Raw genomic sequence first — 14024 nt, 5'->3', positions numbered from 1 at the left:
TGTCAGATGCAGTGGTTTTCTATACCCTATGGATTTCAAGATGGATCGCGGCGGCAAGGGAGCGAATCCCCGGGAGCATAGATAACGATGTGACCGGGGTGAGCGAGTGCAGCCAACAAAGAGGCAACTTGAAAGATGGCGGGTATATTTAACCTCAGATTAAATTAAGGGATTATTTATGGGAAAATCATCAAACCGCAGTACAGAATATTTCTTCACTGGAAAATACTACGATGATGATGATGGCAATAATATTGTTGCCATTGGTGTCGGAGGGGTTATTTATGCCAAAGGAGGAGATGATCGTATTACTCTAGGGTCAATTGGCGCGACGGTCTATGCTGATTCTGGTAATAAGGTTGTCAATGGTGGCGCCGGATATTTAAAAATAGTGGATAAGGAAGGTAATCTGGCCGTACAGGGCGCTGCGGGTTATTCGGGTATTGATAAATGTGGTAATGGTAATATTTCATTTACTGGTGCGGCGGGGGGTGTTTCTATGGATCACCGGGGTGACCATGGTGATCTCAATTTCTCAGGAGCGGCGGCTTATAATGGTCTGAGTCGCAAAGGGCAATCCGGTAATGTGACTTTTAACGGTGTTGGTGGTTATAACGAATTATGGCATGAAACGAATCGAGGTAATTTAAATTTTACCGGCGTTGGTGCTGGCAATAAAATTGATCGTACTTGTTATGAGCATTATGAGAAAAGCCACGGTGATGTGAAATTTGAAGGTGGGGGAGCAGCGAATAGTATCAGTTCTCGGGTTGAAAGTGGCAATATTAATTTCACAGGTGCCGGGGCTGATAACCACATTATACGTAAAGGTAAAGAAGGCAATATTATTTTGCATGGCGCAGGGGCATCGAACCGCATTGAGCGCTTGCGTCAAAATCAAGATCAATATGAACAGACCCGCGGTAATATCGAATTTGAAGGCGCCGGTGGTTATAACCGAATTTATTCTGATATTGCTCATGGCGATATTACCTTCGACGGGGCCGGTGCTTACAATGAAATATCAAGAATCGGCGAAGATAGTGATTCTCGTGATGAAGCACTGGAATATGCTAAAGCTGAAGAGATTGTATTAACAACGGCGACGATGGGAGAAAATTGGATTCAGCAATTCCAACAAGTAACCGGTATTAAATCAATGACCGAGCCTAACACTTATCTCTTTGCATTTGCCGACGAAATGTACACTAAGATTAGCAAAATTCAACTCCGAAATGATCCTGAAACCGGTAAGCTCAGTTATTACGCCACTTCTTGGTACAAAGAGGGCAATCACCTTAATCATCTTGCTACGCAAAATATCTCTTCAAGTAATGGATTTTTCGATATACGTTCCAATCGTGGTTACCGTCTCTTTAATCTAATCTTTGAACATCATCACCCCGTTATTATTCAGCATACTGTTGAAGAAGATTTGCAGGAAAACCAGTGGGTGACTTATGCCGGTGGAACCAATGCCAGAGCAGGAAATGTCACGTTGACTAATGCCAAAATGCATGGGAATGCAATCCATTCTAGTGGTTTGATATTGGATGTTTCAGCGGTGAAATCGAACCGTCAACCGAACACTTATATTTATGCCAAGTATGTTGAGTCATATACCAAAGTAGTGATGGTTGAGTTGAGAAATGATGCTAAAACCGGTGCGCTGCAATATTACGCCAGTGCGTGGTACAAAGCGGGTGATCATACCGGCAATCTGGCTGCTGAAAAGGTTTCCCCCCAAAATGGTTATCGCTCAATGGATATAGACGGATATTCGTTAACCAATCTGCAATACAAAGTGAATACAGTGCGCCGTGTTTCTGAACATTTAGCACACACAGAAGAATATAGTCATCAGGAGTTGGTGAAATCATCCGCGGATATGGGGGACAGCTCCGGTGACATTAATTTCAATGGCATGGGAGGTGGCAATGTCATTATTTCCAGTGTCACACGTGGCAATATCAATTTTGAAGGCGCGGGTGCTGCTAATGTCATCGTGAAAAAGGGGGAACAGGGCGATTTGACGTTCCGTGGTGCAGGTCTGGCAAACGTGCTGGTTCATCAAAGCCAACGTGGAGAAATGGATGTTTACGCTGGCGGTGCGGCAAACGTATTGGTCCGAATCGGTGATGGGCGGTATCTGGCTCATCTTTTGGCGATAGGTAATATCTCAATCCACCAAGGCAATGGCGATAGCCGAGTTATCATGCTTGGGGGTTACAACACTCATAGCCAAATAGGTAATGGCAACGCAAATTGGTTAGGTGCAGGCGGTTTTAATGTGATGACCCAAACCGGTAAGGGGAAACTCTCCTCGGTACTGGTGGGGGGTGCCAATGTGCTGACTAAGCTTGGTGCTGGTGATTTAGTTGCCGGTATGCTTGGTGGTGCAAACATTATCACGCATCTCAACGATGATGAAATATCAAATACCACAGCGGTTGCGTTAGGTGGCGCCAATATTCTGACGAAAAAGGGCAGAGGTAACGCTATTGCGCTGATGGGCGGTGGCGCCAACGTGTTTACTCACATTGGCAATGGGAGTACGACGGGGATGATGTTAGGTGGCGCTAATATCTTGACTAAAGTCGGAAACGATGACACCACGGGTATCATGCTCGGCATAGGTAATGTGCTGACTCATGTCGGTGGTGGTCGGACGCTGGGAATTATGGGAGCCGCAGGCAATGTTTTTACCAAAGTGGGTAGTGGAACTGCGATTGCGGCCATGATTGGCGTGGGCAATATCTTTACTCATGCTGGCAGCGGTGATGCATGGGGGTTGATGGGGGGCTTGGGGAATGTTTTTACCAAAGTGGGGGAGGGTAAAGCGTTGGCATTGATGATAGCCGCCGACAATGTGTTTACTCACATTGGTGATGAAATGAGTGTTGCCTTGATGTTGGCTAAAGGCAATATCGCCACCAAAGTGGGTAACGGCATGACGCTGGCTGCAATGATCGGTGAAGCTAATGTGATGACCCATATTGGTAATGGCTCAACCTTTGCCGCGATGATCGGACAGGGCAATATCCTGACGAAAGTGGGCAATGATTTGGCGTTCGGTTTGATGGTGGGTGAAGCTAATATCTATTCGCATGTAGGTAATGGCACCAGTATTGGCTTGTTTGCCGGTGAGCTGAATGTGATGACTAGGGTAGGTGATGGTACAACATTGGCGGCAATGTTTGGTCAAGCCAATATCATGACTCATTCCGGCAATGGCTTAACCGGCGTTTTAGCGTTAGGAGAGGCGAATATTGTCACCAAAGTGGGGGGTGATTTTATGGGCGTGGTTGCGGCGGCGGAGGCTAATGTCATCACCCATAAGGGATCATCAACCACTGCTGCCGTGCTATTTGGTAAGGGTAATATCCTAACGAAGGTGGGCGACGGGACAACAGTCGGTTTACTTATTTCCGATGTGGGTAACATCATGACCCATGTTGGTCATGGCACAACGGTGGGCTTTGCTAAAGGTAAAGCCAATATCATTACCAAAGTGGGGAACGGTACCGGCGTTAATGCGGTTTGGGGGGACGCGAATATTCTAACGCAGGTTGGTGATGGTGACCGTTATAACTTCGCGAAAGGTAAAGCAAATATTATTACCAAAGTGGGTCATAATCAGGAAGTCACGGTTGTTCAGGGTGATGCCAATATCATCACCCATGTGGGGCAAGGTGATGATTATACCGGCACTTGGGGCAAAGCTAATGTGATTACCAAGGTCGGTGATGGGCGCAATGTCGTGCTTGCCAAAGCTGATGCCAACATTGTGACTCAGGTCGGTAACGGTGACAGCTTTAATGCCTTGTGGAGTAAAGGAAATATTGTCACCAAAGTGGGTGACGGTATGCAGGTTACTGCGGCGAAAGGCAAAGCCAATATCACGACCACGGTGGGAAATGGTTTAAGTGTCACTGCGACGCATGGCGATTTTAATATCAATACCAAAGTGGGTGATGGTATTTCTATTAACGCCGCGTGGGGTGAATATAACGTTAATACTAACGTTGGGCATGGTCTCAATGTTGCGATCATGAAAGGTAAAGGCAATGCCAATATTCATATTGGTGATGGTCTGGGGATTAACACCTCTTATGCCCGTAATAATCTAGCGATTAAGGTGGGTAACGGTGATTTCCACACGCTTTCTATTGCTGAAAGTAATACGCAAAGTAATAACCTTCCTTTTCTGTTTAAAAACATTAAACGAACTGTGTTGAGTGTGGAAGGTAGTCAGGCAATTAATTATCTGATTTACGCTAATGAGACGAATACTTCGGGTACGTATAGAGGACGAGGAGCGATTAATTTAACTGAAGTTTCTGCCATTGATGGTTTCCAGATGAATGCCATTGATGACGTTAGTTCGAATCTGCGGGATAAATTAAGCGGCACGGTAACTCAGGTGGAGATTCCTGATACTGAGGCCATCCAGAACGCCTTGCATATTGGAGACAAGGTTGATTCGACGCAGAGTGAATCATCATCACAAGCTGACGCTGTTATTAAACATGCAAAACAGGGTAGCGCTGAGCAAAATGCGTTAAATGATAAAGAGAAAGCGGAGGAAAATTATCGCATTCTGGCACAAGAAAGGGATAACCAACTTAAAACAATTTCAAAATCACAATTCCAATTGGAGTCAACAGATCAAAATGTGCTGAATACCAATGGGCAAGTCCAGCGTGATGCAATAAGTGGAGAGTCCAGGGCAGTAACGAAAGAGTTGCTTTCCCTAACTCAACGTCTGAATGCGCTTAATGACTATGCCAATGACTCGGGTCAATCGGGTGATGAGTGGCGTGACCGGTTTGCTGTGGGATATTTGGATCGTACTCAGGGGAAATTAGATGACGCCAAATTTATTTCACAGAAAAAATTAGCTGATTTATCGCCGTGGCTTATTGATAACCAACAACAAGTAAAAAATGCAATTGGCAAATCAGAAGCAGGTTTAGAGCAAAGTTATCAGAATATAAAGAACGCAGACGACAATATGGAGGATGCGCGTACAAAAGCGAAATCAAGACAGAGAGAAGCAGATTTACAACGTCTGTGGGCAGAAAAAGCGGAAAGCGACGCCTATGCCGTGTATGAAGAAGCGAAACAACGCGGTGAACATGATAGTTCGGTAGCGAAAAATAAAGCCGCTCAGGTACAGGTTGACGCGAAAGGGGCGAAACAGGCGGGTGATGCAAAACCTGATCGTAGCGGAGCGACCGGCAGTGGCTTGTCTGGAAAGGTTTATACACCAATCGACGTAGCGAAACCGAAAAGTCATATCAATCCTGAAGCCAAAACGGAAGCTAATGGCTGGAACAGGGAAGATCTAACATTAACAGCCGCAGATTTGGCGGCATTGAATAGTGCGCAACGGGCGATTAATCGGCTACAGATCAACAGGAGTATTCGCCCAGAGAATGTCGGTGCTTCGATCATTTCGCTGCTTACCGGAACACCATCCGATAGGGTTGTGGAACCTATCTCGAATCAACCCAGAAAGTTAATCACAAAAGCACCTGCAATTTCGGGTATCAATTTGCAAGGGTTAGGGCAAGTTGTTGGTGGAGATAGCCTTAAATCCCATTCTTCCATCCTGAGAGAGTTTGAGCCTTTCTTGCTGAGTCAGGGTGACAAACGGTTTATTGATTCAACGAAAAGATATCTTGGTCAGATAAATACCGATCGGCCCAGTAAGGCGCTGGTGGCAGTACGTGAGGCGTTCAACAATGCGGTCGAACAACCTGATGAACAGCATGTGTTGCAACTTGAGCAAGCGCTTGCTCATTGGCAACAGCATGATCCCAATGAATTTACCAAGCGAGGTCGATTAGTCAAAAGTCTGCGTTTTGAGATGGGCGAACGGGTTGCCTACCTTCAAGCAAAAAGAGCTGAATCAGCCGGGATTTTAGGGGTTAGCTTAGCGCCTGACCATGTTGCACAGTTTGACCAACAGGTATCCTTTGACGGGTTCGGGCGTGTGGTCGGTCTGAAAGGCGATATCGCACAAAGCGAAATTAATCGTCTTACTGATTTACAAATCAAGTCATTGACCCAGATTAACTCTGCGGCGGAGCGGGAAGCGCCTAAAACTGAAAGTGAAAGTCTCATTGTTTTCGTTAGCCGATTGCAACAGGAAGCGATTCCCGAAGGGATGCCGCTAATTGAACGAGCGAAAAACCTTTGGCTTAGCGGACAAGTAACACGACAGGAAACCACTAAGCTATTTGAGGATGCGGTTACCCAATTGCAGACACATCCTGAATTACACACGTTAGCTCAGCAGTTACTGGCTGATGCCCGTAAGGAAAAGGCAACGGGACAATATATTGACAACCTGTTTGGTCGCCATTTTGATTCTGAATTTGCCCATGAATTGGTGAAAACCGCGCCACAGGATGCCATGACCACTTCCAGGCAGACAGGACAATTTCTGGTAGAGAGATTTGAACAGTGGATAGGGCATTTTTATCCTGATGTCGCCGAGCGTGAAAAGATTATTGCTAAAAAGATGGCCGGTTTTGCCAGGGCCATTAACAAAGACTTTCGTCCCTGGTTTAGTCAGGTGCCTGAATTGACGACGTTCCTGGACGAACCGACTTTTGCCAACTTCAAAGTCATGATGACTCAGGTTAATGATGGTTTTGCTGTGATTAAGGTACCATTTCTGGCAGTAAAAATGGCCATTACCTCAGGAATGGGGATGGATCGTGCGGAGTGGAAAGTTAAAGGGGATCATTTCTATGGGGAGGTTATCACTGAAACCCGTTCGACCAGTAGTCAACTGACTAGCGGGGCTGATGTCACATATGACGTTGAAATAACCGAAAAGCAGACTAACGATTATGGTACGGCGTTGCCCTACCAGCCTGCTAATAACAAGCATGATGACTTTTTGTATGGCAGAAAGGTTGCTGCTGGCCGAATTTTGGTCCCCGGATGGGAAACAAGATTTGAGCATCATGCGTTAGCGCAAGGTCACTCTGTGGTGACAGGAGCCTCCGGCTCGACCAATATCATGGTTCACCTCAATAACTATATTGCCAGTGAACAGATTGCCAGTGAACAGCCAGTTTTCTCGGCTAGACAGAGCTATCTCAACACGCTGGCGTTTCTGGTATTTGATGGTGGTCATTCTGTCAACGAAAGTCTGGCGGTTTATCAGGCACTACAGGTAACCGGTGATGAACAACGTAAGCAGTTACTAAATAGCTACACTGCCAATTATAGGGAGCTGGTGGATATTGCCGGTGGAGAAGGCAAAGTGTGGATAAGCCAGGCGCTGGATAACGCTTTCCAGGAAACTGGGGAGTTCTATCAGAAACATGCCAGGGTGAAGCCACAAAGTCACCCAGCGGTGGAAGAGTTAGACCGGTTATCGAGTAAGAATAAGCGGCCAGAGCCGACTATCATCGACGATACTCATCAGGATAAGAAAATAAGCAGGCCACTCGGTGACTGGCAAATAGAGACGGTGACGCCACAAGCTGATGGCCGTGAAACTCGCTTTGATGGTCAGATTATTATCCAAATGGAGGATGATCCAGTCGTCGCTAAAGCTGCGGCCAATCTGGCGGGTAAACACTCAGATTCTAGCGTAGTGGTTCAACTTGATTCTAAGGGCAAATATCGTGTGGTTTATGGCGATCTTGCCAGATTATCCGGTAAGTTACGCTGGCAGATTGTCGGTCATGGTCGTGATACGTCGGAGCAGAATAACATTCGTCTGAGTGGTTATACCGCTGATGAACTGGCGACCAGATTAACGTGGTTTTATCAGGATGTTAATCGGGGTAAAAGCATAACTCACAAACCTGATCACATCAGTATTGTGGGCTGTTCTTTGATAAGTGATGACAAACGGGATGGCTTTGCTCGTCGTTTTATCACTGTGTTAGATAAGCAAGGCATGCGCAGTGATGTTTCCGCTCGCAGTAGTGAAGTGGCCGTTGATGCCAGTGGACGCAAATTTACCCGTGATCAGAATAACCAGTGGGTTAACAATCTGCCTGATAACAAAATCGTATTGAGTTGGAAGAACCAAAATGAGTTGATCACGCATACCGAGCTAGTTCGCCGTGGTATTGCCGAAAGTGATATCAACCTCTCCAGGGTAGGACATACCGAAGCTGATACCGTTATTAAAGGCGTGATTACGGGTCACAATGGAGTGTTGGTTAAACCAAAGGAACGTGAAAATACGATTCAAATTGATTCCAATGAGAAAGCGAATAATCAACTCAGTTACTCCGGCAATATCCAGGTGAATGTGGGAGATGGGGAATTTACCGCGCTCAATTGGGGAACCTCGAACGTTGGTATCAAAGTGGGTAGCGGTGGTTTTAAATCACTGGCCTTCGGTGATAACAATGTGATGGTGCATATCGGTCATGGTGACAGTAAACAGAGCTTCGATATTACAGGTTATCAAGCGCTTGAAGGGGCGCAAATGTTTATCGGTAATCGTAATGTCAGCTTCAACCAAGGCCGCAGTAATGACCTGATTGTGATGATGGATAAATCTATCCCAACGCCGCCGTTGGTTAATCCGTTTGATGGTGTGGTGCATATTGCCGATGTACTGCAAGGTGTCGCGGGTTCCAGTGAGGATCAGGATTGGTTAGCGGCACAAGATCAGCAATGGACCATTGCCGGTGCGAAGAAGTTTGTACAGGATCTCTCTGGCTTAGACCAAACCAGCAATGTGGACTACAACACGCTGGTGGAGCTGGATTCGCAACATGAACGTAGCAGCCGTGGTTTGAAATATGATGCCGAATTAACCCTGAACAAGAAGTTTAATCAGTGGCTAGGGGAACATGGCAAGGGCGCTGATATGGGCAAAATAAGTCGTATAGAACAATTCCGTCAGGCTAATCAGAAACTGGCCTTCAACTTTGCTGTAGGCGGGCGTGGCGCGGATATTCAGGTGACAACCGGTAACTGGAACCTGATGTTCGGTGACCATATCCAGTCGATTCTGGATACTAACTTAGGTTCGCTGTTTGGCCTGATGACGCAGCAATATTCAGCAACCGGCATGGCGAAGACTACCTTTACCTATCATCCACAGGACTTGCCGCGTCAGCTTAAGAATAAACTGATTGGCCGATTAGCGAGTGTAAATGCAGATACCACCTTAGCGGATATTTTTGGGGTGAACTACACCGCAGAGGGGAAAATGATTTCCCGCACAGGCGAATCGGTTGATGGTGAGGCAATTCTGCAAGAGATGTTGGAAGTGATTGGGGAGTTTAGCGGTGATCAACTGCAAGCGTTCGCCAATCCAGAAACGTTACTTGATAGCTTGGAGGCGGGTATCGATATGGGCGAGGATGGCGTCAGGTCATTTGTGGAGAGTCATGGCCTGAAAGAGAAAGCGCCCGATGAGCGTCAGGAACCAGGATCTTCGGTGAATATCAATGGAGAAAATGCTCAAACCAATAATAAACCCAAGCCTGCATTTGGTTTTAATTCGCTGAACTTACCTAATCTGTTTGCAACGATGTTCAGCGAAAAGAAGCAACAAGAGATGAAATCGTTAGTGGCTAATCTGAAAGAAAATCTGACGACCGATCTGCTTAATATGGAGGAAAAAACGTTTGATTTCCTGCGCAGCAGCGGTCATCTGCAAGGGGATGGCGATATCCATATCTCGTTGGGGAACTATAACTTCAACTGGGGCGGTGACGGTAAAGATCTTGGTGCCTATCTGGGCGATAACAATAACTTCTGGGGTGGCCGCGGTGATGATGTTTATTACTCGCTAGGGACTTCCAATATTTTTTCGGGTGGTGAAGGCAATGATTTAGGCGTCCTGATAGGGCGTGAAAACTGGATGTTTGGCGGTCATGGGGATGATACCGCAGTGGTGGCCGGGCGGATTAACCATGTCTTTATGGGGGAAGGCAATGACCAGACATTTGTCTTTGGTGAAGGCGGTTTTATTGATGCGGGTAACGGACAAGATTACGTTGTCACCTCCGGCAACTATAACCGGATGGATACTGGGGAAGGTCAGGATTATGCGGTGATCATCGGCAATAATAATCAAGCCGAATTGGGTGGGGGCGACGACTTTGCCAGAGTATTTGGTAATGACAACCGGATTGATGGTTATTCCGGCAATGATGCAATTAAGCTGATGGGCTACCATGCGGTGATCAATGGTGGAGAAGGTGATGATCATTTGATAGCCGCGGCGATTTCGAAGTTCAGCCAGTTTGATGGCGGTGAAGGTCAGGATCTGCTGGTGTTAGGTGGGTATCAGAACCATTTCCGGGGCGGTGCAGGTGTGGATAGCTTTGTGGTCAGCGAAGAAGTGATTGATAACCGAGTGAGCGATATTAACACAGAAGATATGATCTTGTTTAACGGTGTTGACTGGCAAAATTTGTGGTTGCAGCGTAGTGGGTATGATCTGGTGCTGTCAGTGAAGCGCCATATTCAGGACAACACGGCTCAAGGGAGATTTGAATCGGAGGGTTCTGTCATCTTTAATGATTACTTTAATGGCAATCGTGCCAAATTGGTGACTCGGATGAGTGATAAGAACGCGTCAGGGGAACGCGAATTTACGGCATTGTCAGACAATGCCGTGGATTCTTTGATCCAGGCAATGAGCGGTTTTGCTCCGGCAGTGGGTGATAATGGTTTTATTGCGGGTCTGGACAGTCAGGCGAAAACGGCTATCGCAACGGCGTGGACTGATGTCACGATTGGTAAGGGGAAATTTGCTTAATCAGCTCTTTATAAATCAGTAAAAAAGTTTTAATAAGGTGGCTCACAGAAAGGTGGGCCATTTTTTGGAATTTTTATTCAGTAATTGTTTATAAGTTTTATTTGTTAATGCTTTTACTGATTTTTTATTAATATTTTAATATTAAATTTATGGTTTTGTTATTAAATATAGTTAATTGCAACGTTTAATTGTTTTTACAGTGGGACTATATTGTTTTTGTATGTTCATATTAATGAGTTAATTTATTGTCAGTGTGTCTATTTTGGTTATACATTAAAATAGGAATGTCAAAAAAATATAATTTTTAAAATGAAATTTAACTAGTATTACAAGAGTATGAGAACATAGAATAATAACTTTCTCCTTGTTTATATATTCTTATTCCTAGCATATGTTTGGTTTTTTTCCATAAAATAAATACGATTAAATCAGTTAATGATTTATTAATTTATAAGATTGAATTTAATTTCTCAATTGTATTAATTTATGCAGTGTAAAATATATGACAGATTTAAATTGTAAGTTCTTGAATCGTTATTGTTATCTGGCAAAGGAAAATTTTAAAAAAAAGTCAGAATAACAAGTAGTACAAATATAAAAAAGGAATAATGGAATGAATACAGATACTTATTTATTTCTTAGCACAGAGAACACAAAATATAGTGAACAATTTTATGCAGCATATAACGATTATCCCCAGCCTATTAATAAAAATTGGCCTAACCTTCCGGCCGATTTCCAAAGACATATTGATGATGTGATTAATTTGAATGGTTATTTGTATTTTTTCAAAGGATCACAGTACCTTAAATTCGATATAGCAAAAGCACAGGTGAGTGATGGACCAAAGCCCATTGTGGAAGGATGGCCTGGATTGAAAGGTACTGAATTTGAAAATGGAATAGATGCCGCTACAGAATTAATGGATATAAAAAAAACCAATTTGACAGATGTGGTTTGCTTTTTTAAAGGAGGTGATTGTATCGATTATACCGTAAGTTCACATACCATTAATCAGAATCGCATTGCGACCAGATGGAAGATGGCTGGAAAATACGCAGGATTCGCTGAAAATCTGGATGCTGCTGTTTTATGGCGAACCAGGGGGCACCATTTTATTTATTTTTTCAAAGGAAACGCCAATACCCGATTTAATTTGGAGTTGAATACTATTGATCATGAGCTGCTCTCTATTCAAAGCAATTGGAAAGGCGTTACTTTCAAAAAAGTTCAAGCGGCGGTATCGGTTGATACCGATTTATTAGGTAGTGATCGAGGCAATGATAGAGGAGGAAGTTGTGGTGGAGAATGCGGTATTAATGATATCGGTAAACATTGTTTCCAATTACCCTACAGTATAAGATTTGGTTTGGCAGCTTATGTTAATACGGACATCCATCAACAAGTCATAAAAATATATATTGACGACCTTTTGGTAGATACATTAACTAGAAAAGGAACAGATAATGCCATTGGTATCAAAACTTATACATCAGGTAAAGGGAAGGTCTGTGTTGAAATTGAGGGAGATGGTAAACCTTGTAAACTTCGTTATGCCTATAATACATTTGACGGAAAACCGGGGATAGCCGTTATCGGTGCAGAAAATGGCTCCAACAATAATTATAACGATAGTGTGGTGGTATTAAATTGGCCATTAGTGTGAGTTAAGAATGCTTTAGGTGTTAATATAAATAACATCGATGAAACTATTAACAATTTTTTAGGTGGAAATGAAAATGGTAAAAATAATCTCATTTATAGTTTGTTTGCTTCCTTTTGCTGCGTTTGCCGGAAATCCATTAGTTGCAGTTTGCGATGGTGTATTTATTAAAGAAACCCGCATAGATAGTGTAAGTTACTCATCAAACTGGCTAGGATCAGGACCCGGTGTGAATGTTAAAGTTAATGGTACTTGGTACGGGAAATTAATGTCTGATAACGCAGATAAATTTACTTCAGCACTGAATGACGCCTATTTGAATAGAGTTGTTGTGAATGTTTGTGTTGTAGGCGGTTACTTGCGAGGATTTGAGTTTCAACCTTTGGATTCTGGGAAGCAATTATCCGAAAGAGAAAAGCTAGTGATTAAATAACCTGAGCTTTGCGTGATAAGAGGGAATAAGAAGAAAATTCGATGCCTGAGAACCTGTTTACAATAAAGTTAATCACGGAGTTCTCAGGTATGAATAGTGTGTATATTAAAGCATTATTTGAATTATGTTCTTGAATCATTGAACAGTGTGATACGGAACGCCCTTAAGAAACATAAAATCTTGCCCCGGCTAACACAGGGGCAGATTTTGCTTAGTGCTGTCAGTCTAGTGTCCAATCTTCCACTCTCAACCCATCAACTCTATTGAATTCCTTCGTGTTATTGGTAACAACTATCAGCCCCTTGCTTCTTGCATGCCCTGCAATATGCAGATCGTTATCTCCGATCCGTTTTCCGATTTTTTCTAGCGATGCACGAATATTTCCATAGTGAAATGCGGCTTGTTCGTCATAAGGAAGAATAGTTAATCGAGAAACAAAATCTTCTATAACTGCCAAATTTCTCTCAGGATTTCCACTTTTTTCAGCCCCAAAAATCAGTTCTGCTAATGTGATCGTAGAAATAGCCATGAGGTCTATATTCTTATTGAATTTAGGCAGAATAGATTCAGGGCGTTTTTTTATCGTGAAAATCACAATATTAGTATCAAGCAGATACTTAATCATCGAAAGATTCTCTTTTACTTGTGACTTGCTCAGGACGTTCAGGCAAAAAATCGTCAGTCACAGATTGATCAGACAGAAAAAAACTATCCCATGTGTTCTGTACGGGAGCAATAATTCGTTCCTTGCCTCTTGACCTAACAGTAACTTCTTTAACATTATCAGGGAAACGGAGATCTGCGGGTAACCTTACATTCTGAGTTCGGTTGCTCATAAAAACTTTACTTTGATATATCATGGCACACCTCTTTGATTGCTGCTATATATCACGAGTATATAGCATAAAATCAAATATGGGCAAAGTCTATGTTAAAAGATTGGAAGATTTGCTGGTCTCTAAGGGGCCTGTTAGCCCCGATTTTAGGATTCAGGTCAATATTCACTTCATATTGTGTTCTACCTCCTGCATAGATTGCTGCACGAACTCTGCAAATGGCTTCACATTCTTTCCTACCGAGGCTGATTCTAACGCTGATAGATACTGAGTTCTATTTTTGAGTTTAATCACCGTCCAGGGGTATCCTCCGATTACCAGTAAGAAATTCAT

Annotated in this window: 5 protein-coding genes; 3 read left to right on the top strand and 2 right to left on the bottom strand. The window is 43.7% G+C overall.

Annotation, left to right across the window (positions count from 1 at the left end):
* Window positions 1-178 precede the first annotated feature (178 nt).
* From rtxA to SLS51_RS07160, 3 genes are all read left to right on the top strand, one after another.
* Window positions 179-10759, top strand: coding sequence for an MARTX multifunctional-autoprocessing repeats-in-toxin holotoxin RtxA (gene rtxA / locus SLS51_RS07170; protein ID WP_323836838.1), 10581 nt, complete (start codon window positions 179-181; stop codon window positions 10757-10759).
* Between the two features lie 613 nt (window positions 10760-11372).
* Complete coding sequence (locus SLS51_RS07165; protein ID WP_323836836.1) at window positions 11373-12425, top strand: fucose-binding lectin II; 1053 nt, start codon at window positions 11373-11375, stop codon at window positions 12423-12425.
* A gap of 67 nt (window positions 12426-12492) precedes the next feature.
* Window positions 12493-12855 carry a hypothetical protein gene (locus SLS51_RS07160; RefSeq protein WP_323836834.1) on the top strand — a complete coding sequence of 121 codons (363 nt, stop codon included), beginning with the start codon at window positions 12493-12495 and terminating at the stop codon, window positions 12853-12855.
* Between the two features lie 220 nt (window positions 12856-13075).
* Here the strand turns inward: SLS51_RS07160 and vapC are convergent, their stop codons facing one another.
* On the bottom strand, window positions 13076-13480 hold the full coding sequence (vapC, locus tag SLS51_RS07155; RefSeq protein ID WP_323836832.1) for a type II toxin-antitoxin system tRNA(fMet)-specific endonuclease VapC: 405 nt from the start codon (window positions 13478-13480) through the stop codon (window positions 13076-13078).
* A complete protein-coding gene (gene vapB, locus SLS51_RS07150; RefSeq protein WP_036771313.1) occupies window positions 13473-13715 on the bottom strand; it encodes a type II toxin-antitoxin system VapB family antitoxin in 243 nt (80 codons plus the stop codon). The genes vapC and vapB overlap by 8 nt, the downstream gene beginning before the upstream one ends.
* Between the last annotated feature and the right edge of the window lie 309 nt (window positions 13716-14024).

This window comes from Photorhabdus africana (genome assembly GCF_035181445.1).
Lineage (GTDB): Bacteria > Pseudomonadota > Gammaproteobacteria > Enterobacterales > Enterobacteriaceae > Photorhabdus > Photorhabdus laumondii.
This window is presented reverse-complemented; position numbering and strand designations above follow the sequence as displayed.